Annotated in this window: 23 protein-coding genes; 10 read left to right on the forward strand and 13 right to left on the reverse strand. The window is 59.0% G+C overall.

Annotated features, from left to right (window positions below; all coding sequences use genetic code 11):
• Nucleotides 1–7 precede the first annotated feature (7 nt).
• The 5 genes from DHN55_RS04370 to DHN55_RS04390 form a co-directional block, all read right to left on the reverse strand.
• Nucleotides 8–1,237, reverse strand: coding sequence for a tetratricopeptide repeat protein (locus tag DHN55_RS04370; RefSeq protein ID WP_337659915.1), 1,230 nt, complete (start codon nucleotides 1,235–1,237; stop codon nucleotides 8–10).
• Entirely contained in the window at nucleotides 1,159–1,719 is a 561-nt protein-coding gene (locus tag DHN55_RS04375) for a CAP domain-containing protein (protein WP_108880145.1), read from the reverse strand. Before DHN55_RS04375 ends, DHN55_RS04370 begins: the two co-directional genes overlap by 79 nt.
• Nucleotides 1,720–1,721: 2 nt before the next feature.
• Nucleotides 1,722–2,498, reverse strand: coding sequence for an alpha/beta fold hydrolase (locus DHN55_RS04380; protein WP_108880146.1), 777 nt, complete (start codon nucleotides 2,496–2,498; stop codon nucleotides 1,722–1,724).
• A complete protein-coding gene (locus tag DHN55_RS04385; protein WP_108880147.1) occupies nucleotides 2,495–4,030 on the reverse strand; it encodes a benzoate-CoA ligase family protein in 1,536 nt (511 codons plus the stop codon). Before DHN55_RS04385 ends, DHN55_RS04380 begins: the two co-directional genes overlap by 4 nt.
• 135 nt (nucleotides 4,031–4,165) lie before the next feature.
• Entirely contained in the window at nucleotides 4,166–4,525 is a 360-nt protein-coding gene (locus DHN55_RS04390; RefSeq protein WP_337659916.1) for a nuclear transport factor 2 family protein, read from the reverse strand.
• Nucleotides 4,526–4,685: 160 nt separating this feature from the next.
• On the opposite strand from DHN55_RS04390, the gene hisS reads away from it, so the two are divergent.
• Genes hisS through hisG form a run of 3 tightly spaced genes read left to right on the forward strand, consistent with a single transcriptional unit; the run spans nucleotide 4,686 to nucleotide 8,014 of the window.
• Entirely contained in the window at nucleotides 4,686–6,146 is a 1,461-nt protein-coding gene (hisS, locus tag DHN55_RS04395; RefSeq protein ID WP_108880149.1) for a histidine--tRNA ligase, read from the forward strand.
• Nucleotides 6,147–6,155: 9 nt separating this feature from the next.
• A complete protein-coding gene (locus DHN55_RS04400) occupies nucleotides 6,156–7,325 on the forward strand; it encodes an ATP phosphoribosyltransferase regulatory subunit (RefSeq protein WP_108880150.1) in 1,170 nt (389 codons plus the stop codon).
• Nucleotides 7,322–8,014 carry an ATP phosphoribosyltransferase gene (gene hisG / locus DHN55_RS04405; protein ID WP_108880151.1) on the forward strand — a complete coding sequence of 231 codons (693 nt, stop codon included), beginning with the start codon at nucleotides 7,322–7,324 and terminating at the stop codon, nucleotides 8,012–8,014. The genes DHN55_RS04400 and hisG overlap by 4 nt, the downstream gene beginning before the upstream one ends.
• Nucleotides 8,015–8,788: 774 nt before the next feature.
• Here hisG and rpe read toward each other — a convergent pair.
• The 4 genes from rpe to DHN55_RS04425 all read right to left on the reverse strand — a co-directional run bounded on the left by rpe (nucleotide 8,789) and on the right by DHN55_RS04425 (nucleotide 11,983).
• A complete protein-coding gene (gene rpe, locus DHN55_RS04410) occupies nucleotides 8,789–9,463 on the reverse strand; it encodes a ribulose-phosphate 3-epimerase (protein ID WP_108880152.1) in 675 nt (224 codons plus the stop codon).
• A gap of 6 nt (nucleotides 9,464–9,469) precedes the next feature.
• A complete protein-coding gene (gene gap, locus DHN55_RS04415; protein WP_108880153.1) occupies nucleotides 9,470–10,477 on the reverse strand; it encodes a type I glyceraldehyde-3-phosphate dehydrogenase in 1,008 nt (335 codons plus the stop codon).
• 82 nt (nucleotides 10,478–10,559) lie between these two features.
• The gene (locus tag DHN55_RS04420) at nucleotides 10,560–11,207 is read right to left on the reverse strand and encodes a TetR family transcriptional regulator C-terminal domain-containing protein (RefSeq protein WP_108880154.1); all 648 of its coding nucleotides are present in this window, start codon (nucleotides 11,205–11,207) and stop codon (nucleotides 10,560–10,562) included.
• On the reverse strand, nucleotides 11,204–11,983 hold the full coding sequence (locus DHN55_RS04425; protein WP_108881699.1) for a methyltransferase domain-containing protein: 780 nt from the start codon (nucleotides 11,981–11,983) through the stop codon (nucleotides 11,204–11,206). Before DHN55_RS04425 ends, DHN55_RS04420 begins: the two co-directional genes overlap by 4 nt.
• Before the next feature lie 170 nt (nucleotides 11,984–12,153).
• On the opposite strand from DHN55_RS04425, the gene DHN55_RS04430 reads away from it, so the two are divergent.
• The 6 genes from DHN55_RS04430 (at nucleotide 12,154) to pyrC (ending at nucleotide 18,003) form a co-directional block, all read left to right on the forward strand.
• Nucleotides 12,154–12,921 (forward strand): ATP-binding cassette domain-containing protein, encoded by a 768-nt coding sequence (locus DHN55_RS04430; RefSeq protein WP_108880155.1) that lies wholly within the window; start codon nucleotides 12,154–12,156, stop codon nucleotides 12,919–12,921.
• Nucleotides 12,921–13,703 (forward strand): ATP-binding cassette domain-containing protein, encoded by a 783-nt coding sequence (locus DHN55_RS04435; RefSeq protein WP_108880156.1) that lies wholly within the window; start codon nucleotides 12,921–12,923, stop codon nucleotides 13,701–13,703. The genes DHN55_RS04430 and DHN55_RS04435 overlap by 1 nt, the downstream gene beginning before the upstream one ends.
• Nucleotides 13,704–13,706: 3 nt before the next feature.
• Nucleotides 13,707–14,612: an ABC transporter permease subunit gene (locus DHN55_RS04440; RefSeq protein ID WP_108880157.1), complete on the forward strand. Its 906-nt coding sequence runs from the start codon at nucleotides 13,707–13,709 to the stop codon at nucleotides 14,610–14,612.
• Nucleotides 14,612–15,583, forward strand: a complete 972-nt coding sequence (locus DHN55_RS04445; RefSeq protein ID WP_108880158.1) for an ABC transporter permease subunit — start codon at nucleotides 14,612–14,614, stop codon at nucleotides 15,581–15,583. The genes DHN55_RS04440 and DHN55_RS04445 overlap by 1 nt, the downstream gene beginning before the upstream one ends.
• A 62-nt stretch (nucleotides 15,584–15,645) precedes the next feature.
• A complete protein-coding gene (locus DHN55_RS04450; RefSeq protein WP_108880159.1) occupies nucleotides 15,646–16,854 on the forward strand; it encodes an ABC transporter substrate-binding protein in 1,209 nt (402 codons plus the stop codon).
• A gap of 102 nt (nucleotides 16,855–16,956) precedes the next feature.
• Entirely contained in the window at nucleotides 16,957–18,003 is a 1,047-nt protein-coding gene (gene pyrC / locus DHN55_RS04455; protein ID WP_108880160.1) for a dihydroorotase, read from the forward strand.
• Between the two features lie 4 nt (nucleotides 18,004–18,007).
• On the opposite strand, the gene pobA is transcribed toward pyrC, so the two are convergent.
• Complete coding sequence (gene pobA, locus DHN55_RS04460; protein ID WP_108880161.1) at nucleotides 18,008–19,189, reverse strand: 4-hydroxybenzoate 3-monooxygenase; 1,182 nt, start codon at nucleotides 19,187–19,189, stop codon at nucleotides 18,008–18,010.
• A gap of 259 nt (nucleotides 19,190–19,448) precedes the next feature.
• Between pobA and DHN55_RS04465 the strand changes: the two genes are divergently transcribed.
• Nucleotides 19,449–20,576: a glycosyltransferase gene (locus DHN55_RS04465; protein ID WP_108880162.1), complete on the forward strand. Its 1,128-nt coding sequence runs from the start codon at nucleotides 19,449–19,451 to the stop codon at nucleotides 20,574–20,576.
• 61 nt (nucleotides 20,577–20,637) lie between these two features.
• Here the strand turns inward: DHN55_RS04465 and DHN55_RS04470 are convergent, their stop codons facing one another.
• From DHN55_RS04470 to crtI, 3 genes are all read right to left on the reverse strand, one after another.
• Nucleotides 20,638–21,765 (reverse strand): glycosyltransferase, encoded by a 1,128-nt coding sequence (locus DHN55_RS04470; protein ID WP_108880163.1) that lies wholly within the window; start codon nucleotides 21,763–21,765, stop codon nucleotides 20,638–20,640.
• Between the two features lie 6 nt (nucleotides 21,766–21,771).
• Nucleotides 21,772–22,578, reverse strand: a complete 807-nt coding sequence (locus DHN55_RS04475) for a 1-acyl-sn-glycerol-3-phosphate acyltransferase (RefSeq protein ID WP_108880164.1) — start codon at nucleotides 22,576–22,578, stop codon at nucleotides 21,772–21,774.
• A gap of 93 nt (nucleotides 22,579–22,671) precedes the next feature.
• Nucleotides 22,672–24,162 (reverse strand): phytoene desaturase family protein, encoded by a 1,491-nt coding sequence (gene crtI, locus DHN55_RS04480; RefSeq protein ID WP_108880165.1) that lies wholly within the window; start codon nucleotides 24,160–24,162, stop codon nucleotides 22,672–22,674.
• Nucleotides 24,163–24,201: the final 39 nt, after the last annotated feature.

The raw sequence follows: 24,201 nt of genomic DNA on the forward strand, positions 1-24,201 counted from the left end.
TACGGCTTCACGCCTTCGCCTTATGCACCGCAGCGTTCTGACCAACGTGGTGGCCTTCAGGTAACTCACTGCCGACGGGGAAATCCTTCGCTCCCAAAGCCTTGAACTTGCTGTCGTGGATCAGGCAGCTTTGCCTCACCGTGGGCCACGCCTGCGAGCGCAGGAACCACTGGTCGAGATGCCAGTTGGCCAGGGCTGACGGCTTGAAATCCTTCAGCAGGGCCTGCAGTGGCGGCAGCACGCCGCCGGTGCCGCCCCACATGCCGGCCAGCATCACCTCGGTGTGGGTCCACCAGTCGCGCATGACGTGAAATGCCTTGCCGGACTGGAGCCATTCGCTGACCGCCGCCTGTTCGCGCACATTGATGATGCTGTCGGCGTCACGCACCAGAAAGTGCCGGGTGCGTCCGTCATTGACCGGCAGAAAGCGCCAGAACAGGCCGTCGAACGGATTGACGCGATTCATCATCACGACTTCAGCGCCCAGCGTTTTCAACTGGTCACGCACGGCTTCAGGCACCGTGTCATCGCAGTAGAACCGGCAGCGCCAGTCCGGATAGATGTCCGGGGCCAGGCGGGCGTTTTCCAGCGCACCGTTCAGGTACTTTTCGCCGTCACCCCACAACGAAAACGCGATGACATTCAGTGACGGATCCTGCGGAGAAAACTGTGCAAGCTGGCCGGTGACCGAATGGGCGTTGCCGGTTTTCGCAGCAACTTCGTCCTTCAGTTCCAGCGACGTCTCGCCATGGTGGCGGGCATCATCGAATCGTTGCATCCGGTAGGATACCGAGGCCAGTGCATCATGGGTGTTGGGAACATCCGGGGCAATTTTCAGCGCCCGCGACAAAAGCTCGTGGGCTTCTTCAAGCCGGCGCAACCTGGACAGCACGACACCATAATTGGCCAGTGCCTCGGCATCGTCGGGGCGGAATTTTATGGCGTTCTTGAAAACGTTTGCCGCCGACGGCAGGTCGCCGTGAGCAAACAGGAAAGCTGCCAGCCTGACCTGGTCTTCCGCACTTTCTTCGCTTGTGGCGCCGATCTCGTTGACCACGGCCATTTGCGCCTGGATGGCGTCGACGAAGCGGCCTGCACGATAGTGCGCTAGTGCCGCATCGCGCTTGTCCTTGAGACCTTGCCCACCGTCAGACAGAATTACCGCTCCCAGAAGATCTGCACTGCATACAGGTGATGGTTCACCTGTGCCGCCCCGGTCGAGACATAGGCATACCACCGGTTCATCAGGTTGCGTTTGTGGCCGGCAGAGTCAAGCCACTGGGTAAACAGCCGCCGGGCCTTTTCCTTGTCGACCTTGCCGCGCTTGCGGTCACGCGCCGCGTTCTCACCGAAGTCGCCGCGCTGGTCGGGATCCGCATAGGCTTCAAAGCGCTTGCGGAAACTGTGGCCGCTGGCAGACTTGTGGCCGACAAAATTGCCCTTGACCATTTCCAGCGCCTGGGCGCGGGCCATGCTGCGCAACAAGTCTGACCCTTCGACCGGCTTGCGCTTGGCGCGGTAGCGCGCTTCTGCGGCCAGCAGGTCGAGGTAGGCTTCAAGATCCGGGCGGATTTTAGCACCGCGCGGCGGCGATGCCAGCATGGCATCGGCATAGCCGCGATACCCGCCGGCAGCGTGTGCCGGCAGTACATGTGCCGGAAGTACGAGCGCGCAAGTGGTCAACCCGCCGATCAATTCGCGCCTGTTGATGAGTAACATGTTCAAAGCTCCGTCACGAAACTGCAGATGGCGTCCAGTACGGCGGCTGTTTGGTCCTTTTGTGGCGCATGTCCGCAGTCATCAAGAACGAGTTTGGTTACGGGTGCGCCACAGGATTGCTCAATCGCGTCAAGCTGGGCCAGTGTTCCATAATCATCATCACGGCCCTGTACAGCCAAAACCGGTGCAGTGATTAATGGCAGGAAGCCGGTTATGTCCCAGTCACGGAAGCCGGGATTGAGCCAGCTGTCATTCCAGCCCAGAAACGCCGTGTCGACATTATCGCCATGGTGACGCTTGAGCCTGTCCCTGAGGTTTGTCGTCTCCCATGCGTCCCGGGCAGTTCTGATGCCTGCAATGGAAATATCCTCGACGAATACGTGCGGCGCCATCAGGACCAGGCCTTTCAGGCCCGCATGCGGTTTGCTGCCGGCATATATGGCGGCAATGGAGGCGCCGTCGGAGTGGCCGACCAGCACATGATCGCGGCCCTGCAACTGCGAGATGATATGCGGCAGCACGTCGCCTGCTTCATCGTGCATATAGCTCAACGGGCGCGGCAGGCTGACCGGCGCGGAGGCACCATATCCGGCCCGCGAATAGGCAAGAACCGCGCAGCCCGATGCCGTCGCCAGCAGATCGGGAAAATCCCGCCACTGGCTGACGCTGCCAAGTCCTTCATGCAGCAATACCAGAACCGGCCGGTCGGCAGGCCCGTCCATGAACCGGGCCTCGAGCCTGGTGCCCGCGACTTCAAGAACCCCGTCCGGCGCAATCATGCACGCAACTTGAAGCGCTGGATCTTGCCGGTCGCGGTCTTCGGCAGATCGGTGAGGAATTCGATCCAGCGCGGATATTTCCAGGGCCCGGCTTCCGCCTTGACGTGGTCCTTCAGTTCGTCAAACAGGCCGTCGCCGGAGTATCCGTCATTGAGCACCACAAAAGCCTTGGGCTTGATGAGGCCCTCATCGTCTTCATGGGCGACAACGGCCGCCTCGAGTACTGCTGCATGGCTTACCAGCGCGGATTCCACTTCAAACGGCGACACCCAGATGCCGGACACCTTGAACATGTCATCGGTGCGCCCGCAATACTGGTAGAAGCCATCCTCGTCGCGAATATACTTGTCGCCGGTGCGGGCCCAAAGCCCCTCAAATGTCGAGCGCGTCTTGTCACGCTTGTTCCAGTAACCGTTGCAGCACGACGCGCCGCACACCAGAAGTTCGCCTATTTCACCGGCAGGCAGCTCCTCGCCCTTCTCGCCGACCAGTCGCAATTCATACCCCGGCACGGCCTTGCCGGTGGTGCCGCGTTTCTGGCCGCCAGGCCCATTGGAGAGGAAAATATGCAGCATTTCCGTCGAGCCGATACCATCCCATATCTCGACCCCGAACCGCTTGTGCCAGCCGGCTGATACTTCGGCAGGCAGGGCTTCACCGGCAGATATGCATTTCGCCAGTTTCGCTGACCCGGTTTCGGGTGTGCAGGAGCTGTCGGCCAGCATGGCGGCATACAGCGTCGGCACCCCGAAAAACATGGTCGCGCCGTGGGCATGTAGCTTTTCCTGCACGGCCTGCGGTGTCGGGCGTCCGGACAACAAAACCGTTGTCGCCCCGACCGATAAAGGAAACGTCAGGGAATTGCCCAGCCCATAGGCGAAGAAGAACTTGGCGGCTGAAAAACATACATCGCTCTCGGATATGCCGAGCGTCCCGGCGCCATAGGTCCGTGCGGTATCCATCAGGCTGGAATGAACATGCATCACGCCCTTGGGCTGGCCGGTGGAACCTGACGAGTACAACCAGAACGCGACTTCATCGGACGATGTTTGCGCCGCCTCATGAGTATCTCCTGCAGACGCCATCAGCGTCTCGAAAGATGTGTGGTTGCCCGCATCGCCACCGACGACAATCACATGTTTCAGGAACGGCAGCTCAGCCAGCACCGGCTCAACCACCTGCAACAGGGGTTCGGATACGAACAGGACCTGCGAGCGGCTGTCCGACAGCATGTATTTGTACTGGTCCGTGGTCAGCAGAGTGTTGAGCGCCACCGGCACGACACCGGTGCGCATGGCGCCCACGAACACCGCAGGCCAGTCGACCGTGTCGAGCATCAATACGGCAATCCTGGTCTCACGCGCCACGCCCAGCCCATCCAGAACATTCGCCACCCGGCGGGTCGCAACGGCCAGTTCGCCAAAAGTGATCTGGCGCGTGTCATCGATAAAGGCAGGCTTGGATTCGCGGCCTTCATCAAGGTGCCTGTCCACCAGGTCGAGCGCGGCGTTGTATGGATATGGATCACTCATGAACGATCTCCCTCAGGCCTTTGCCACGCCTCTTTGCGGGCGTGCTGAAAATACCATAGATAACAAAGGTCGGACCCTAACGCTGCATCATGTTGCAGAACAAGTGCGGAATAGTGCATGGGCGGCGGGGGCCGGTCAGTTGGGCAGATGCGCAGCCTGGTGATGCACCAGGCGCCAGTTGTCGCCTTCAACGACAAAGGTGTTGGTAGCGATCAGCGACACCTGTCCCAGGTGCTCGGTGCAGAACACGAGTGCCGTGTTGCCGTTGCGGATAATACTGGTGTCGCTCACCTTGATGTCGGGCGTATCGCCCAGCACAAGTATTGAATACCAGCTGTCCAGTACTTCTTCACGCCCGGTAATGCCCGGCCAGCCCGGATGATAGCAGGACACCGCTGCCCGGCGCGACCACAGCGCTTCCATTGCAAGATAGTCACGCTGGCGGAATGCCGCATAAAATGCGTCATTGGCCTCGAGAATAACTTCATCCTGCATAAGATCACTCATAACAAGGATGAGTTTGCCCCAAGCTTGTGTCCTTGCCAAGTCACTCCTTGGGCAAATGTGCATGCGTAACTGCCTTGAAGGCGGGCCGGTGATGATCTAGAAGGCAGGCCTTGTATTATTGAACAGCCCAAAGCCGCTGAAACCGTCCATGTCAAAAAACAAAAAACCAAACCGGCCGAAAGCCCGGCAGCCACGTGGCTTCACAGACCGCTCGGCAAGCGACATACGCGCTGTCGACGAGATGGTCGCGAAGATCAAAGATGTATTCGAACTGTACGGCTTTGACCCGGTCGAAACACCGCTGTTTGAGTATACCGATGCACTGGGCAAGTTCCTGCCCGACAGTGACCGGCCCAATGAGGGCGTGTTTTCGCTGACCGACGATGACGAGCAGTGGATGAGCCTGCGCTATGACCTGACCGCGCCGCTGGCCAGGCACGTTGCCCAGAACATCAATGACATCCAGTTGCCGTACCGGACCTACCGGGCAGGCTATGTGTTCCGCAATGAAAAGCCGGGACCGGGCAGGTTTCGCCAGTTCATGCAGTTTGACGCCGACACCGTCGGAGCACCATCGGTCACGGCAGATGCCGAAATGTGCATGATGATGGCCGATACGATGGAAAAACTGGGCATTGCGCGCGGTGACTATGTCATCCGTGTCAACAACCGCAAGGTGCTCGATGGTGTCATGGAGACGATCGGCCTTGGCGGCGACGAGCACGCCGGCACCAGGCTGTCAGTGCTGCGCGCCATCGACAAGCTGGACAAGTTCGGCCCTGAGGGCGTGAAGCTGTTGCTGGGTGCCGGGCGCTGGGAAGGCGGCAAGGAAAACGCGGGCGACTTCACCAAAGGTGCCGGGCTGGACGAGACCCAGATCGAAAAGGTGCTGAGTTACATATCGGGTGCACCCATCGAGGGAAATGACGGTGTCGCCGAACTTGACCTGATCGAAACCCTGGTGCGCTCCGCCGGGTATGACGAGGCCCGCATCAAGATCGACCCGTCCGTGGTGCGCGGGCTCGAATATTACACCGGACCGGTCTACGAGTGCGAACTCACCTTCGACGTGACCAATGAAAAGGGCGAGACGGTTCAGTTCGGCTCAGTCGCGGGCGGCGGGCGCTATGACGGACTGGTGCAGCGCTTCACCGGACAGGCGGTACCGGCGACCGGATTCTCCATCGGTGTGTCACGGCTCATGACCGCGCTGAAAAACCTCGGCAAGCTGGAAACATCGGCCCTGCCTGCGCCTGTTATCGTGTGTGTGATGGACCGCGACGCGGACAGTCTCGGGCGCTACCAGAAGATGGTCCAGGCGCTTCGCGCGGCGAATATCCGGGCCGAACTTTATCAGGGCAATCCGAAACAGTTCGGCAAACAGCTGCAATATGCCGACCGGCGCGGTGCGGCGGTGGCGGTGATCCAGGGCGGGGATGAACGCGCCGCCGGACAGGTGCAGCTGAAGGACTTGATCGCCGGGGCAGAAGCAGCCAAGGACATTGAAAGCCGCGAAGAATGGGTCGAGCAGAAACCGGCGCAGGTCTCTGTGGCCGAAGCCGACCTGGTCGCGGAAGTGCGCAGTATCCTTGCGCGCTACGAGGCTTGAGCTGAGCAGATGACCGGTAAATCCTCAACCCAGCGGCGCGCCACCGATGCGCTGAATGCCTCGATGACAAATGTGTTCGAGGCCGCCGGCGCGGAATTCATCGAACCGGACATCATACAGCCGGCAGATGTGTTCCTGGAACGCTCCGGCGAGCACATCCGATCACGTACCTATGTGTTTACCGACCCGTCCGGCGCACAGCTGTGCCTGCGGCCGGACCTGACGGTTCCGGCCTGCCGCTATCACCTTGAGCAGGCAGGCGACGCAAGGGTTGCAACGCGCTACTGCTATGCAGGCAAGGCCTTCCGGCACTCAAAGACAGCCGCCGACACATCGCTGCGCGAGTTCGACCAGGTCGGCCTTGAGTTATTCGGCGACGGCAGTGTTGCCAATGATGATGCCGAAACACTGGCCCTGACACTGGCGGCGCTGGATGCAGCAAACGTGTCCGGCTACAGCATCCAGCTTGGTGATCTTGGACTGTTTACGGCTCTGCTGTCGGCAATCGACATGCCGGAGCGCTGGCGCACCAGCCTGAAGCGCCAGTTCTGGCGGCCGCGCGCGTTTCGCGATCTGCTCAACCGGCTGACCGGCAAGGCAGCGAAGGCCAGAACTTCCGTTTCCGACCTGCTTGACGAAATGGCATCCAGCGCGCTGGATGCGGTTTCCTTCGTCGAACAGAAACTCGAGGCTGACGGCCTGGAAATGATTGCCGGGCGCAGCATTGAACAGGTAGCGGGCAGGTTGTCCGAAAAACTCCTGGACCGCAGCGAACCTGCCTTGTCGAGCGATCATGCCAAACTTATCGATGACTATCTGTCCATCCGCTGTTCACCGTCACAGGCGGTGACAAAGCTAAAGCAGCTCGGTGCGCAAACCGACGGTGAGTTTGCCTCTGCCGTGGAACTGTTCGAAGCGCGTTTTGAGGCAATACAATGCGCCGGGCTGGACACTGCCGATATGGAGTTTGCCGCCGTGTTCGGTCGCAGTCTTGAGTATTACACCGGCTTCGTGTTCCAGATCGACCGCCAGTTGGCCGACGGCGCCAACGAAACCATTGCCGGTGGCGGACGCTATGACACCATGCTGAAGGATATTGGCGCCGGCACCATGATACCGGCCGTCGGCTGTGCGATTTACGCCAGCAGGCTGGTATCGGCCAGCGAGGCAGCATCATGAGCAACAACCTCACTCTTGCGCTTCCCTCCAAGGGCCGCCTGCGGGAGATGGCCGAAACCATGTTTGCGCGCGCCGGTTTTGACATCGTGCGCACCGGGTCCGCGCGCGGCTATCGCGGTGAAGTGAAAGGCCTCAGCGGCGTTGACGTCGCTTTCCTGTCGGCTTCGGAAATAGCTCAGGCATTGCGCGACGGCACTGTTGATCTGGGCGTCACCGGAGAAGACCTGCTGCGCGAGACAATCGGGCCGGACGAGCCCATAGCGGATGTGGTGTTGCGGCTGGGATTCGGCCCGGCGGATGTCGTTATAGCGGTGCCTGAAAGCTGGCTGGACGTTGCCTTCGTCAGCGACCTCGACCAGGTGGCGGCCGAGTTCTATGAAACCCACGGTCGCAGATTGCGGGTAGCGACCAAATACCTGGCGCTGACCAGACGCTTCTTCGCCGACAATGGGGTCACGGGTTACCGCATCGTGGAAAGCCTCGGGGCAACGGAAGGTGCGCCTGCATCGGGATCGGCCGAGATCATTGTCGACATCACCACCACCGGTTCCACATTGAGAGCCAACAGGCTGAAAATACTGGACGATGGCCTGATCCTGAGTTCCGAGGCGATACTGGCCGCAAGACGCGAGGCATTAACGCGGCCCGTGGTGCAAAATCTCAAAAATCGCCTTGAGCTGGCTATTTAGCGAGTCCGGTTTTGACTTTGTATGATTCTTTCCTTAGGTAAGCTTGTCAAACTTCGAACCGGGCGCTTGCAAATAAGCCTGACGGATTAATCGTTTACTGAACATTACATCTGGTCAGTTGAAGCTCGCCGCTATATAGTGCCGCCGGAGGAGAAGTCTCATTTTGCAATCCTGGAGGACTTCTATTCTTTGTAAAACACGTCCTGCTGGGGGGTCTGGTGGACTGAAAAACATTATCTTGAACAATCGACTGTCGCAGTGGACATAGCTGGAAGCATCCTGTGGTTGTCGGGCTTCCCCCGGTTCCGATAGCTTTTTTGCAGGTTCTGCTGAAGCTGAGGCCACTGCTGATGGCGAAGGGCCGCTCTGGCAACAGGGTGGCCCTTCTGCATGGAGCAGGTGGAGATGATTTGCTGGCGGGACATTTCACTCGTTTTATTTTATTTCGCTGGCGCAAGCAGCCTTCGGCTGCGCTCCGCTAGGGCGGGCCTGCCCGGCCCGAGGCCCGTCGGGCCTAGTCGGGAGTTCAACATACAGGTTAGTGTGAGCGGTTATTCATTATTCTGGTCGAACAGCTTTACTCAGCACTTCGTGCTTCGCGCCGTTCTCCGACCCTGAACAACCGTTGTATTGTAGTCATTCCAGCGACGGCTATGATGAACGCCTCCGAGGCACGAAGTGCCGAGGCAAGCGCGACTGCGCGCCGCACGAAGTGCGCCCCCGCGGAGCGCAGCCGTCAGGCTGCTTGCGTGAGCGGAATAAAAGCAAATCACCCTAGATCGCAGAAGCCGCGGCTGTGCGAATGGCGTCCATGTTGGCGCCGTACCTGGCCGGGTCATTGTTCTGGTAGACAGCAGAACCCGCCACCAGAACATCGGCGCCGGCGGCTGCGACGATGCCGGCGGTTTTCTCGCTGATGCCGCCATCCACTTCAATATGGATGTCACGGCCACCGACCATGTCCCTGATGCGGGCAATCTTGGCTGCCATTTCCGGAATGAAGGCCTGCCCCCCAAACCCCGGGTTCACCGTCATCACCAGGATGAGGTCGAGCTTGTCGAGCACATATTCGATCACGTTTTCAGGCGTCGACGGGTTAAGCGATACCCCGGCCTTCTTGCCCAGCGACCTGATCAGCTGCAGCGTGCGATCAAGATGCGGGCCTGCTTCTGCGTGAACAGTAATGATATCGGAACCGGCCTCTGCAAACGCTGCAATGAACGGATCGGCCGGGGTGATCATCAGGTGCACATCGAGCACCTTTTTGGTCACCGGCCGAATGGCTTTCACCACCATCGGGCCGATGGTGATGTTGGGCGCAAAATGCCCGTCCATCACATCGACATGCACCCAGTCACACCCCTGCTCGTCAATGGCGCGCACCTCGTCTCCCAGCCTGGCGAAATCTGCCGACAGGATCGACGGTGAAATAAGAATTGGGCGCGCCATGGCGACTTACTTTGCCTTGTGCAGGGCGACAGCAGTGTCGGCCATGCGATTTGAGAAGCCCCACTCATTGTCGTACCAGCTCAACACACGCACCAGCGTGCCATCCATCACCTTGGTCTGGTCGAGATGAAGAGTTGAAGAGTGCGGGTCATGATTGAAGTCAATCGACACATTGGGTTGATCGGTGACCGCCAGAATACCCTTCAGGGCACCCTTGGACGCCTTGATCATGGCGCGGTTGACCTGTTCAACCGTAACCGACCTGGACATGACGCACTTCAGGTCGACCACGGACACATTTGGTGTCGGCACCCGAATGGACACACCGTCGAGCTTGCCGTTCAGTTCCGGCAGGACCAGACCGACAGCCTTAGCCGCGCCGGTGGAGGTCGGGATCATCGACACTGCCGCCGCCCGGCCCCGGTAGAGATCCTTGTGCATGGTGTCCAGTGTCGGCTGATCGCCGGTGTAGGCATGGATGGTGGTCATGAAGCCGTGTTCAATACCAAATGCATCATTGAGCACCTTGGCCACCGGTGCCAGGCAATTGGTGGTGCATGAGGCATTGGAGACGACCTTGTGCTTGCCGGTCAGCTGATCGTGGTTCACGCCGTAGACCACCGTCATGTCGGCATTTGCACCGGGTGCTGAAATCAGCACTTCCTTGGCGCCCGCTTTCAGATGCGCTGCGGCAGCATCGCGCGAGGTGAAAATGCCGGTGCATTCCATCGCCACATCAACACCGATTTCCTTCCAGGGAAGCTTGGACGGGTCACGCTCTGCGGTCACCTTGATCCAACCGGTACCGCAGTTGATCTCATCGCCCCTGACCTTGACCGTACCGGGGAACTTGCCGTGCACGCTGTCGAAGCGCAGCAGATGGGCATTGGTTTCCACCGGGCCCAGATCATTGATTGCAACGACCTTTACGTCCTTGCGTCCCGACTCTGCAATGGCGCGCAAAATATTGCGCCCAATGCGACCAAATCCGTTGATTGCAACGCGTACCGCCATGGTGATCTCCGATAATTTTGGGCTTTGCCCGAATGAGGAAAGAAACGAGTTCCCGCGTCTTATAAACCAATGTGGGTCAGGGTCAATTGACAGGCCCGTTTGCGTCAAAATGCGCAGGGTAAAACGCGGCCAGGCAATTGTGCAGCGTGCTCAGGGCCTGTGACCGGGTAATGCCCGGCGGCGTGTGGGCAAGCGCAACCCACAATCCGTCGGTGAGCGCGTTGATCACCCGTGCATCGAGCTTGCCGGATTGCGGCCTGTTGTAATTTCCGGCGCTGGAAATGTCGGCGCACATGGTTTCCAGCGTTTGCAGGTATTCTGCTTCTTCGTCGCCATAGACTTCATCATAGGCGGGCCTTGACTGGGCCTCCGCCCAGAAGCTCACCCATGCCTGCAGTGTCCGCGGCGTGCAGACATCTTCACCGAAATCAGCACTGGTCATGGCATAGAGCCGCGCGGCGGGATCGCCGCCGGCTTCGCTGACCGCTGCCATCCAGTTGTCACGGTACTGCACGGCCAGGTGCTTCAGGGTATCGGCCAGCAGCGCTGCCTTGGACTCAAAATGAAAGTTCACAATGCCCATCGACAGGCCGGCCCGGCGCGACACATCACTGATCGTCAGGCTGGAATAGCCGCGTGTCGCCAGCACATCGATGGTTGCCTCGATAAGCTGCCTGCGGCGCACATCGCGCGCCGCCTTTCTTGGTCTTGGCCGTTCAGACGTGGTCATGGCTTTCGCCCGCGCACATGATGCGGGCAGTGCTCACCGGTCTCCAGCACTTTGATCATCAAGCCCCATGTCTGGATATTGTGGTCGACAATTTCATAACCCAGCTCCGCAATCGCGGCATCGTGCAGCTCCCCCTGGAGGAGAGCCAGTTCGCGCCTGGCCTGGTCACGGTACCAGGCATTGCGATTGGTCAATGCCACATCGACAAAGCCCGCCTGTTCAAGGGCGTCTGCGTAAAGACGCGGCGACGCCATCCCGAAATCAAGGTCCTCCGATGCCAGATAGGCCTGCATGTCGGGCGACGGTTCGCCGTCATGCGACATCAGCCAGTCGGACGCCACGAACCGGCCACCGGGTTTCAAAACACGAAACACGTCCCTGCCCAGTTCATGCTTGCCCGGAATGTGAACGATGGCATCCTTGGAAAAAACCACGTCGAATTCATCGGCGGCAAACGGCAGCGGACCCGGTTCGACCTGCATCAGCTCCACGTGCTCGGAAATGCCGGCTTCACGAATGCGCGTGCGGGCTGCCTCCAGCACGGATGCTTCCACGTCAATGCCGGTGATTCTCGCCGCGCCGTACTCGCTGACCAGCAGGCAATCGATACCCCCGGCACCACAGCCGATATCGAGAACGTGCTTGCCGCGCAAATCCTCGCCTTCGAGCAGGCGTGCAAGTTCATCCGGGCCGCCGGGAGACAGCCAACCGCGTCCCCACAGCATTTCCAGAAATCCGATAACAGGCTCCGGATAAAGCTCTTCTGGCTGCGTCATCTCACCTCTCATCCGCTCCTTCATCAATCCGGGCATTCTCAGATCAATGCCCGCCTGTGCCAAGAAACTTCAGCTCATGTCTTGCAAGTCTCTGCCCGGACTGATCATATTGCACTCGCGATGCTTGGCGAAAGACCAATTCGCATGTGGGATAACAGGGTGGGCATTTCGTGTTAAGCGTAGAAAAGCTGAGCAAAAGCTTTGGCGGGCTGCAGGCTGTACGTGACTGCAGTTTCAGAATTGAGGAAGGATCAATCACCGGATTGATCGGCCCGAACGGCGCGGGCAAAACAACTACCTTCAACATGATCGCCGGTGAAATGGAACCGACCGCCGGCAAGATCATTTTCCAGGGCGAGAACATTGCCGGGCTGCCGACCCACAAGATGTTTCACCTCGGCATCGTGCGCACATTCCAGATTCCACACGAATTTGCCAAGATGACGGTGCTGGAAAACCTGATGGTCGTACCGTCAGCGCAACCGGGCGAACACATCTTCAATAACTGGCTGAGCCCGGGCGCGGTCAAGGCGCGCGAGGACGAGGTTCGCCACATGGCGGAAGACGCGCTCGAGTTCCTGTCGATATCCCATCTCCGGGACGAACGCGCCGGAAACCTGTCCGGCGGCCAGAAGAAGCTTCTGGAACTGGGTCGCACCATGATGACCGACGCCAAGCTGGTGCTGCTCGACGAACCGGGCGCCGGGGTCAATCCCACCCTGCTGCTGAAAATCCGCGAAATGATCACCAGGCTGCGCGAAGAGCGCGGCTATACCTTCTGCGTCATCGAGCATGACATGGACCTGATTGCCGCCCTGTGCGATCCGATCATCGTGCTCGCCGAGGGAACCGTGCTGATGCAGGGCACCATGGAGGAAGTGCGCTCCAATTCGGATGTGCTGGATGCCTATCTCGGCGGTGGCGAGGAAGCAGCCTGATGCGTGTGCTTGAACTCGACAACGTCGTGGGCGGGTATGGCGATACGCAGATCCTGCACGGTGTTTCAATGCATGTCGATACAGGTGAGATCGTCGTCATAATCGGTCCTAACGGCGCCGGCAAGTCAACCGCCATGAAGGCCGTGTTCGGCCTGCTCAAACTGAGCGACGGTGCCGTACTGCTGGACGGCAATGCCATCACCAATACGCCACCGGAACAAGTGGTGCGCCAGGGTGTGTGCTACGTGCCGCAGACCGGCAACATATTTCCCAGCCTGACGGTCGAGGAAAACCTTGAAATGGGAGCGTTTGTGCGCAGCGACGATTTCAGGCCGCGGCTGAACGAAATCTACGACATGTTTCCGCCGCTGCTGGAAAAGCGCCAGCAGCCTGCCGGCACACTGTCCGGCGGCCAGCGCCAGATGGTCGCCATGGGCAAGGCCCTGATGCTGGAACCGAAAATCCTGCTGCTGGATGAGCCCACCGCCGGCCTGTCGCCGAAATACCGCGGCGAGATCTTTGAAACCGTCAAGATGATCAACAGTGCCGGTACGCCCATCCTGATGGTGGAACAGAATGCCAAGCAGGCGCTGGGCATCGCCAACCGAGGCTACGTACTGGTGGACGGCAAGAACCGGTTTGAAGGTACCGGCCAGGACCTGCTCGACGACCCGGAAGTGGCCGAAATGTTCCTTGGCGGCGGCAAGCAGCCGGAGCAACCACCTGCAAAGGCAGCAAAACCTGCCGCAAAAAAGCAGCCGCGCAAGAGCGGGAAGACTTGACCGATGGCTGAATTTATCAATTTCTACCTGTTCCCAGGCTTGGTGCTCGGTTCGATCTATGCGCTCGGCGCCATCGGCATCACCATGACCTTCGGCATCCTGCGGTTTGCGAATTTCGCACACGGTGAAACCATGACACTGGGCGTCTACATCGCCTGGACGCTGGTACAGTTGACCGGTTTCAAGTCAATGGCGGCGATCCTGCTGGTGCTGATGCCGGTTTCAATGATGCTGACCATCATGGTCGTACTGCTGATCGACAAGGCATTCTACAAACCGCTGCGGGCATCGCCGGTCATCATCCTGGTGATCGCCTCGTTCGGGCTGATGCTGATGATCAGGTCGGTGACCCAGTTCTCCTGGGGTGTGCAGCTGAAGACCATCCTGCCCGGCATTCAGCCACGCATGCAGTTCCTTGATTTCTTCAGTTTCCCGCTCAAGCATGTTTTCATTGTCGGCGGCGCGTTGCTGCTGATGTACGCGGTCCATCATGTGCTCACCTACACAAAAATCGGCAAGGCGATGCGGGCCATGTCGGACTCGCCGGAACTGGCCCGCCTGACCGGCATCAACACTGAAAAGGTGGTCATGGCGACCTGGATAATGGGGGCCGGCCTGGCTTGTGCGGCCGGTGTGTTTCTGGCCGTGGATACGCAGGTCGACACCATGATGGGTTTCAAGATCCTGCTGCCGATGTTCGCGGCCGCCATTCTGGGCGGTGTCGGCAAGCCTTATGGTGCAATGGCCGGCGGACTGGTCATCGGGATCGCTGAGGAACTGTCGTCATATCCCTGGCTCGGCGACGGACCGCTGCTCGATCCCGGCTACAAGCAGGGCATCGCGTTCGCCATCATGATTGCCATACTGGTATGGCGCCCGACAGGCCTGTTCAAAGGAAAGAGTTTCTGATGGACCCGGTACTTTACGGATACATGCTCTATGGCATCTCGCTGCTCACGGTCGGCGGCATGTATGCCATTCTCACCTTGGGCCTCAACGTGCAGTGGGGCTTTACCGGCCTGTTCAATGCCGGCATTGCCGGTTTCTTCGGCATCGGCGCCTACACCGCAGCAATCCTGACGACCAATCCGCATACAAGTCACGTAGGCGGGTTCCAGATGCCTTACGTCGTAGCCGCCATTGCCGCCATGCTGGTGGCCGGTGTCATCGCCTTCCTGGTCGGCAAGGTGTGCCTGAAACTGAGAAGCGACTATCTTGCCATCGCCACCATCGGCATTGCGGAAATCTTCCGCCTGATCGTCAACAACGAGACCTGGGCCACCAATGGCCCGCGCGGCATCTCGCAGATACCGCGGCCGTTCGAAGGCCTGCCCGAACCGATTAACCAGTTCGCCTTTCTTGGCGTTGTCCTGGTAACACTGGCAGGGGTTTACTGGCTGATGGAAATCGCGCGCAAGTCTCCGTGGGGCCGGGTCATGACTGCCATTCGTGACAATGAGACATCAGCCAAGGCAGCCGGCAAGAACGTCGAGACATTCCGCATGGAAGGTTTTGTCATCGGCTGCATGATCATGGCCCTGGCCGGTGCGCTGATGGCTCACTACCTGAAGTTCGTGAACCCGCAGACCACGGACCCGCTATTGGCCACCTTCATCGTCTTCGTGATGCTTGTCATCGGCGGCAGCGCCAATAACAAGGGCGCCATACTCGGGGCGTTTCTTGTCTGGACGCTATGGTCGGCCTCGGAAATCGTGGCGCCGAGACTGCTGGATGCGATCGGCATGGCTGACGCCGGAATCCGCTCGGCCTATGTGCGCATCTTCCTGATTGGCCTGCTGTTGCAGATTTTCCTGCAGAAAAACCCGCAAGGCCTGCTGCCTGAAACACGCCCTTCATCGCCGGGCAAAAATGAGCCATGATGTATACGTCTTTTTTGGAACAGCCCCGACAGGCTGTTTGTTCAGTGGAGGAGTGAGTGAAAATGAAACTTGTCAAACAACTGGCTGTGACAGCCTGTGCGGCAGCAATGTTTGCAACGGCTGCGCATGCTGACAGCATCAAGGTCGGCTCGGCCGGCGGGGTAACCGGACCGATTGCCGAGCTGGTTGCCACCATCGTCAAGGGCCGCGACCTGGCGCGTGACCAGATCAATGCCGAAGGCGGCCTTTTGAAGGGCGACAAGCTGGAAATGGTTATCGGCGACAGCGCCTGTGACCCGAAGGCCGCGGTTGACGCCGTTGGCAAGCTTGTCAATGTCGAGCAGGTTGTCGGTATTGTCGGTCCAAGCTGCTCCGGCGCCACCAACGCATCCGTGCAGGCCGTCACCATTCCGGCAGGTGTTGCCGTGTTGTCCGATTCAGCAACCGCGCCATCGGTGACTGAACTGAAAGACAATGACACCGTGTTCCGTGTCGCCCCGTCCGATGCCTATCAGGGCCTGGCGATCGCGCAACTGGTCAACAAGGCCGGTATCAAGAAGGTCGCCATGACCTATTCGAACGACGACTACAATGCCGGCATTGCCAAGGTGTTCGAAGAAGAGTTCAAGAAGATGGGTGGCGAGGTCACCGCCAACCAGGCCCATGAGCCCAACAAGGCGTCATACCGTTCCGAACTGCAGACACTGACCCAGGGCGGACCGGAAGCCATTGCGATCTTCGCCTATTACGGCTCAAGCGGCATCACCATCATCAAGAACAGCCTGGAAAACGGCCTGTTCGGCAAGTTCTTTGCTGCCGACGGCATGTTCGACCAGTCGGTGATTGACCAGATCGGCGCCGACAACCTGAAAGGCAATATCCAGATCACCCAGGCATCGTCCGATACCGCGGATGCGTCCTACCAGGCGTTTGCTGAAGCCTTCAAGGCAACCGGCGCAGACCCGGCAGCTCCGTATGCCGCACACGGCTACGACGCCACATTCATGATGGCGCTGGCCATCGAGAAAGCCGGTGCTGCCGATCGCGCCAAGATCAAGGATGCGCTCCGGGCCATTTCAGACGGCAAGGGCGAAGTGGTTCGCCCCGGTGACTGGGCAAAAGCCAAGAAGCTGATCGCCGACGGAAAGGACATCAACTATGAAGGCGCCTCCGGCAGTGCCGACTTTGATGAAAACGGCGATGTCAGCGGCGTGTTTGCTGTCAATGTCGTCGGTGATGACGGCAAATGGGCCAAGGAACTGCTGAAATAGGCCAAGTTCTACCCAACAATCTTCTGAACCTGCGCAAAGCTGCTGTTTTGCGCAGGTTTTTTTGTTATCTGAAGATGAGCCAATAACCGGAAACAGCATGCCATGACCGACACCCTCACCATTCCTCGCCCCGATGACTGGCACCTGCACCTGCGTGACGGAGACATGCTTAAGGGCGTCGTGGCCCACACGGCAGAGCACTTCGCCCGGGCCATCATCATGCCCAACCTGGTGCCGCCAGTGGTAACCGGTGCTGATGCAGCAGCTTACAGGGACCGGATCCTGGCTGCCTTACCGGCCTCGATGACTTTTGAACCGCTGATGACGCTGTATCTCACCGAGGCGACCGAGGCGGATGACGTGGCCCAGGCGCATGCTTCGGGACTGGTCAAGGCGGTCAAGCTCTACCCCGCAGGCGCCACCACAAATTCACAATCGGGCGTCAGCAATTTCGATAATGTACAAGGCGTGCTTGAGCGCATGGCCGAGATCGGCCTGCCGTTGTGCGTGCATGGCGAGGTGACCGATGCGGACATCGACATTTTCGACCGGGAGGCGGTATTCATAGACCGTGTGCTCGACCCGCTGCGCAAGCGGGTTCCGGGTCTGCGGGTCGTCATGGAACATGTAACCACCGCAGACGCCGTGGCCTATGTTCAGACCGACACAAGCGGCAACCTGGCCGCGACCATTACCACCCACCACCTGATCATCAACCGCAACCACATTCTGGCCGGCGGCATCCGGCCGCACTATTACTGCCTGCCGGTGGCCAAGCGCGAGAAACATCGCCTCGCCTTGCGCGCTGCGGCGTGTGCCGGTGATGAACGGTTTTTCCTTGGTACTGATTCAGCGCCGCACACGGATGCTGCAAAACTGCTGCCGTGCGGCTGTGCCGGCATTTTCACCGCGCCAAACACCATGAGCTGCCTGGCGCATGTATTCGAGGAAGATGGCGCACTGGCCCGGCTGGAGGGCTTTGCCTCACGCAATGGTCCGGCCTTCTACAGGCTGCCGGTCAACTCCGAAGAAATGAGGCTGACCAGGCAATCCGAACCCGTCCGCTATCCTGAACTTGTCGAGACCGGCGCCGGCAATGTCACCGTGTTCGACCCCGGTTTTGACCTGTTCTGGCGCGTCGGGCCCTGAGTGCTCAATCCAGCGGCAGGCCGACATAGTTTTCAGCGATGGCGCGGGATGCCGCCTCGGAACTTCTGACATAGTCGAATTCCGCCCGCTGCATGCGCTGCTCAAACGCTGAATGCTCGGGAAACCGGTGCATCATCATCGACAGGTACCAGGAGAAACGTTCGGCTTTCCAGACGCGCGCCAGGGCCGATGCGGAATAGGCATCGAGTGCATCTGAACTGTTCTTCCGATACCGGGCCTCAAGCGCGCGATGCAGCAGGCGCACATCCGCAATGGCCAGGTTCAGGCCCTTGGCGCCGGTCGGCGGCACGATGTGGGCGGCATCGCCTGCAAGCAGCAGATTGCCGTAGCGCATCGGTTCACAAACGTAGGAGCGTAACGGGGCGATTGATTTTTCAATGGACCGGCCCCGGACCAGGTTGGCGGCCGTGTCAGGTCCGATACGCAGCGCAAGTTCATCCCAGAAGGCCTCATCTGACCAGTCTTCTACTTCCTCGTCCATGGAACACTGGATGTAGTACCGGCTGCGGCTGCCGGAGCGCATGGAGCACAACGCAAAGCCGCGGTCGCCACTGGCGTAAATCAATTCGTCGGCCACGGGCGGCACATCAGACAGCACACCCAGCCATCCAAACGGGTAAATCCGTTTGAATTCCTTGCGCACATCTTCCGGGATTGTCTGCCGCGACACACCATGAAACCCGTCACATCCGGCAATGAAGTCGCAACTGATTTCATGGTCATGACCATCATGACTGTAACGCACCTTCGGGCGCGCAGAGGTGACATCTTCAGGTGTTACATTGGCTGCCTCGAACACGATCTCGCCACCAGCCGCCAACCGGGCCTCGATGAGATCACGGGTTACCTCGGTCTGCCCGTAAACCGTTACGCTCTTGCCGGTCAGGTCCTTGAGACAGATCCGGTGCCGGTCGCCCCCGAAGGCCAGCTCAAAGCCGTCATGCACCATGCCTTCCCGGTCGAGGCGGTCTGCAACACCGGCTTCGCGCAGGGCTTCGACGGTCCCATGTTCAAGAACGCCAGCCCTGATGCGGCCTTCTATGTGGGATCGCGTCTGGCGATCCAGGATGATGCAGTCAATGCCACTGAGATGCAGAAACTGGGCGAGCATAAGGCCCGCCGGCCCTGACCCAATGATTACCACCTGCGTCGACTTCACTGACATACACGTCCTCCCCGGCAGACACCGTAGCTGACTGCATTGTCGCAGTCACACGCAAACCGCTTAGCCGGCATCTGCATTTTCAACCATGCCCCAGCCTGTTGCACCGGCGCCCGAAAGCCTATAGCACGAACCTGTTAACGCGAGAGTACAGATCTGTTTCTATCAAGCCTCGCATTTCCAACCTGTTCGCAAATAGCCTCGGATACCCCAATTGCGTCTGTTGTTCATTTCACATTGCTTTCCTCTAAAAGATGCCCCGATGAGCAAGATCGGCGGCATGCAGCGTGTCGGAATCGATCTGTTGAAACAGCTCGAGGCACACCCGGAGGTGGATGTCGAAACCGTCATACTGCGATCTGAACGTGAAAATGACTATTTCGGATTTGTGCCGTTCCTGTTTCGCGCCTTCACGACCGCTCGTTCGATGATGAAGCGTGGCGAAGTCGATGCGGTGCTGTTCTCGGCAATGCCGTCCGCTGTTCTTGCCTCGATACTGGCGGGCACGTCACGAAACGCCCGCGTACCGCTTGCCGCCATCTCGCACGGGCATGACGTGATTGCAGATTCCGGCGCATATCAATGGCTTGTCGCAAAGGTTTTTGCCCGGCTTGACGCCATGTTGCCGGTAAGCCGGGCAACAGGACAGCAGTGCGTCCAGCGCGGTCTGCCTGCCGACCGGCTGTTCGTGACACCCAACGGCATTGAGCCGGACAGGTTTGGCGACAGCTTCCCGGGCCTCTCCACCAATCGGCAGGACCGTCGCAAAGTACTGGCGGATGCGTTTCCCGGACTTGCCGCGAAATTCGGGCCCGACGACCTGCTGCTGTGTTCCGTCGGTCGCCAGGTGAAGCGCAAGGGAAACGAATGGTTCGTTCGCAATGTGATGCCGCTGTTGAATTCCAACGTTCACCTGGTGATGGGCGGCAAGGGACCGGAGAGCGATGCCATCGGGCAGGCCATCACGGATACCGGGCTGGGCGCCCGAATCCATTCGCTCGGGCTGGTGGCGGAAGAAAAGCTGGCTAGCCTGTATTCAGGCGGTGATCTTTTCGTCATGCCCAATATTCCGGTCGACGGTGACATGGAGGGCTTTGGCGTGGTCATGCTGGAAGCCGGATTGTGCGGCATGCCGTCCATCGCCTCACGGATTGAGGGTATCGAGGATGTGATCACGGACAGCGTCAATGGCCATTGTGCAGAAGCACTTGATGCAAAGGGATTTGCCGACATCATCAATCTCTACGCAGAAGCGCCCGGATCACTGGACAAGATGTCAAAAACGGCCCGGTCCCACACCATTGCAACGTTTGCGTGGTCAACTGTGTGCGCGCAGATTGTTACGACCCTGAAGACGGTGATCCACCGTAAGAGGGAAACCGGCGAATGAGGGTCTAGAGCAAGATGGGTTCAAGTGAACCCATGAAGTTGCTCTGTCACTTTGAAAGCGATCAGCCGATCTCGCGGCCCCGCCAGCTTACTTTCTTGCCGGATCGCCAGCGGAAGAACGCGACCCACTGCAGCCCTACAAGTACCGCGACGCCAAACGGATGGATGACGGCACCGAACCAGGACTGGCGAAATATGCCCGTCATCAGGAATCGCATCACCCACGGCAGGGCTGCGGCAATGATTGCCAGCCGCATCGTGTCGCCGGTTGCACCCGCCAGCCAGGCAATGACAGCCATGACGGGCGGCAGGACATGACCGCCGAGAAGCAACGTGGTCCACACCGGCAGACCAACGGGTGTGGCCATGCCTTCATGGGCGTTCTTCATCAGGCCCGAGAAAACCTCCGGGCCGGTTTCGTACATGCGGGTGGCGGAGATATCGGTGATATCCATCAGGTCTGTGCGATGGCCGCCGGCGCGAAAATGCCGGGGCAACATGACCCCGTCATGAATGCAGTCGCGAATACGTTCGTGACCACCCACGTCACGATAGGCATCCATCTGCACCGCAATGAGCTGGCCGCACGCGGTCGCGAACATCGCGGAATTGGTAAACTTCACACCGGGAAACGGCAGATAGCCGAGCAATACGGTATGGATCAGGGGAATAAGCGTCTTTTCCCAGAAGCTGCCGGTGATCTGGCGCGGGAACCCGGACAGAAGCTTGAGTTGCGGCCTGCGAGTGAACTCCGATGCGATCCGAAACAACGCATCGGGCTCGAGGGTCACGTCGGCATCGAGAAACACGGCGTAGGGATTGCCGGCTTCGGTCGACAGGAAATGACAGGCATTGTTCTTGCCGAGCCAGCCTTCCGGCAAGGCACGCGTCGTAGCCAGCTTCAGGCGCGGGTCGGACTTGGCCATGTCCTTCACGATCTGTGCCGTGCGGTCGGTGGAACTGTCATCTGCAACAATGACCTCGAACTCCACACCGGTGCAGGCAAGCACCGATTGCAGCACCGGTGTTATGCGGGCTTCTTCATTACGAGCCGGGATCAGAACAGAGAGTTTCGGCAAATCCGCTTCGGCCTGTTTTTTGATCGGCCGGTACAGCAACAGATTTATGCTGCCCAGGACCGCCGGGATCAACGCCAGCACGAAGACAACCTGCACAATGAGTTCCAGCATAAAGCCTCAATCTTTCCTGACATCCGTGTGGGCGGCGGAAAATTTCTCGCCGCGCACCAATGCCTTCAGATAACGCCAGCGATCGTAGATGGGGTTTACCCCGCGCTTGCCGTCAATGAATGTAACGAAGGGTTCGGGGTCGCGCGCCATGACCGCGCGCGAAAGTTCGTCCTGCGCATCGCCAAGCTCCTGTTCGAGCCGGGCCTTCCAGGCATCCGGGGCCAGCGTTTCAGCGCTGGTGTCTATCTGATTACCGAAATTCACCAGTATCTCCGGGCGCGGTTCGTCCCAGAAGACAAACTCCATGGCAAGCGGCTGTACAATCACACCGCAATCCGCCGCCAATCGTGCAAGACCGGGCTTGAACTCGACCGGGCGTGAGCGTGGATCGGTAAACTCACCCTGGGGCGTAATCAACAAGGCCTTGCCGGGTGTCGCCAACATGCCGCGGGAGACCTGCAGGAAACGGGCTGCACCACGCGCTGAATCCTTTTCGACACCAAAGATGCCGATCTTCTTCATGAAATTGTACTTCTTCAGCGCATCGGCATCCATCGGCCCGAATGCCAGATGTTCAGGCAGGAAGCTTTCCGCCATCAGCACCAGGACCAGCGGATCGTACCAGCCCGGATGATTTGAGAAATAAATCACCGATCGATCGGCTGCGACCGGTGCCGGCGTTTCATTGAGGATGCGGAAACCGTTGAACTTCTTCGCCAGCATGCGCCGGATATAGACATTGAAAAAACGGGTGACACGCGGCGAGTGCCGCTGGATCACCTCGTCTGCTGCCTTCTGGTTTCGGCTGGTCATACCTGCTTTATAGGATCACGACGCCATGATGTCATCCGTCCAGGCGCCGGGACCGGTTGCTTTTGGCAAGGCGGATGGTCGCAGGAAACCGACTCACACCGCAATATCCTGCGCCAGCAGGTCACTGGAAATCCGTGCCGATTCAAAGATCACCGGCAGGCCTGATCCGGGATGAGTGCCGCCACCGACCAGATACACCCGTTCGAGATCCTCATAGCGATTATGCGGCCTGAAACACAGCATCTGCGTCAGATTGTGGCTGAGATTGAAGGTGGCACCCTTGTAGATGTGCATATCCGCCTCCCAGTCATCCGGCGTCACCACTTTTTCATAGCGGATGCGATCGCGAATATCCGGGTAACCGGCCAGTTCGAGCCGGTCGAGGGTCTTTTCGCGGAATTCGGCTGCTTCCTTCTGCCAGTCGATATTGTCGGTGCGATGCGGCACCGGTACCAGCACATAGACGGTTGAATGTCCTTCAGGCGCCAGCGTGTCGTCGGTAATGGATGCATTCTGCACGTAGAACGACGGGTCCTTGGGTATCACCTTTTTCACCTGGATCTCGTCAATGTTGCCTTCGAAATCCTCCGCCAGGACAATGGTGTGATGCGGCACATGATCCAGCCGGCCTTCAATACCGAGATAAAGCATGAAGGTTGAACAGGAGAACTCCTGCGTCTCGATCTTGCGGTCATTCCATTTCTTGCGCATGTCATTGGGTACAAGTTTCGGCATGACGTGAGCGAAATCCGCATTGACCACCAGACCATCCAGTTCGATTGTCTCTTTGTTGGTGGTCACGGAAATTGCCTTTTTGCCGTCAAAGCCGATACTGGTGACTTCTTCTTCCAGGCGCAGTTCCACACCCATTTCCACCGCAATATCCGCCATGCGCTGCATGACGGCGTTGCAGCCGCCGACAGGGTGCCAGATGCCGTACTCATGCTCGAGGAAAGCAAGGATTGTGAACAGGGACGGACATTTGAAAGGTGACATGCCCAGGTACTTCGCCTGGAATGAGAACGCCCTGCGTACCCGAGGGTCCTTGAAATAGCGCTCAAGATCCTTTTCGAGCGACATGTGCGGATTCAGTTTGGACAGCGCCTTTACAACATTCGGGCGCATGAAGTCGGAAAAACTCAGGAACGGGTTTTCCAGCACGCCGCGGAACACATCCAGTTTCTTGCGATTGTCTCGCATATAGCGATCCAGATTGGCCGCGTCAGACGGCGACAGTTTCGCAATCTCGGCCTTCATGGCCTCCTCACCGGACACCACGTCGAGATGGCCGCCTGCCTCATGAACCACCCGGTACATGGGATCAACCCGCTTGATGGGTATTTCGCGCCACAGGTCATACCCGCAGTAGGTGAAGATTTCCGACAATATGCGCGGATACAGGAAGAAGGTCGGACCGATATCAAATGTATATCCGTCCTCCTTGATGGCCCCGGTGCGCCCACCGACGCTCGCCTGACGTTCAATCAGGGTAACCTCATAGCCCTTGCGCTTGAGGATCATGGCTGTCGCCAGGCCACCCGGCCCGGCACCGACAATAACAATTCGACGATTTGAAGCTGGCATAGGAGAACTCTGTACCTGTGCTGTTTAAGCAATAAATGA

The organism is Anderseniella sp. Alg231-50 (genome assembly GCF_900149695.1).
GTDB lineage: Bacteria > Pseudomonadota > Alphaproteobacteria > Rhizobiales > Aestuariivirgaceae > Anderseniella.

Coding starts and splice junctions, on each gene's coding strand:
- DHN55_RS04465 (WP_108880162.1), top strand. CDS start 19,449: ATGAGCAAGATCGGCGGCATGCAGCGTGTCGGAATCGATCTGTTGAAA.
- DHN55_RS04475 (WP_108880164.1), bottom strand. CDS start 22,578: ATGACCAGCCGAAACCAGAAGGCAGCAGACGAGGTGATCCAGCGGCAC.
- DHN55_RS04385 (WP_108880147.1), bottom strand. CDS start 4,030: ATGAGTGATCCATATCCATACAACGCCGCGCTCGACCTGGTGGACAGG.
- pobA (WP_108880161.1), bottom strand. CDS start 19,189: ATGTCAGTGAAGTCGACGCAGGTGGTAATCATTGGGTCAGGGCCGGCG.
- pyrC (WP_108880160.1), top strand. CDS start 16,957: ATGACCGACACCCTCACCATTCCTCGCCCCGATGACTGGCACCTGCAC.
- DHN55_RS04440 (WP_108880157.1), top strand. CDS start 13,707: ATGGCTGAATTTATCAATTTCTACCTGTTCCCAGGCTTGGTGCTCGGT.
- DHN55_RS04400 (WP_108880150.1), top strand. CDS start 6,156: ATGACCGGTAAATCCTCAACCCAGCGGCGCGCCACCGATGCGCTGAAT.
- DHN55_RS04390 (WP_337659916.1), bottom strand. CDS start 4,525: ATGCAGGATGAAGTTATTCTCGAGGCCAATGACGCATTTTATGCGGCA.
- DHN55_RS04380 (WP_108880146.1), bottom strand. CDS start 2,498: ATGATTGCGCCGGACGGGGTTCTTGAAGTCGCGGGCACCAGGCTCGAG.
- DHN55_RS04445 (WP_108880158.1), top strand. CDS start 14,612: ATGGACCCGGTACTTTACGGATACATGCTCTATGGCATCTCGCTGCTC.
- hisG (WP_108880151.1), top strand. CDS start 7,322: ATGAGCAACAACCTCACTCTTGCGCTTCCCTCCAAGGGCCGCCTGCGG.
- DHN55_RS04435 (WP_108880156.1), top strand. CDS start 12,921: ATGCGTGTGCTTGAACTCGACAACGTCGTGGGCGGGTATGGCGATACG.
- DHN55_RS04425 (WP_108881699.1), bottom strand. CDS start 11,983: ATGACGCAGCCAGAAGAGCTTTATCCGGAGCCTGTTATCGGATTTCTG.
- gap (WP_108880153.1), bottom strand. CDS start 10,477: ATGGCGGTACGCGTTGCAATCAACGGATTTGGTCGCATTGGGCGCAAT.
- crtI (WP_108880165.1), bottom strand. CDS start 24,162: ATGCCAGCTTCAAATCGTCGAATTGTTATTGTCGGTGCCGGGCCGGGT.
- DHN55_RS04470 (WP_108880163.1), bottom strand. CDS start 21,765: ATGCTGGAACTCATTGTGCAGGTTGTCTTCGTGCTGGCGTTGATCCCG.
- DHN55_RS04450 (WP_108880159.1), top strand. CDS start 15,646: ATGAAACTTGTCAAACAACTGGCTGTGACAGCCTGTGCGGCAGCAATG.
- DHN55_RS04420 (WP_108880154.1), bottom strand. CDS start 11,207: ATGACCACGTCTGAACGGCCAAGACCAAGAAAGGCGGCGCGCGATGTG.
- DHN55_RS04375 (WP_108880145.1), bottom strand. CDS start 1,719: ATGTTACTCATCAACAGGCGCGAATTGATCGGCGGGTTGACCACTTGC.
- hisS (WP_108880149.1), top strand. CDS start 4,686: ATGTCAAAAAACAAAAAACCAAACCGGCCGAAAGCCCGGCAGCCACGT.
- rpe (WP_108880152.1), bottom strand. CDS start 9,463: ATGGCGCGCCCAATTCTTATTTCACCGTCGATCCTGTCGGCAGATTTC.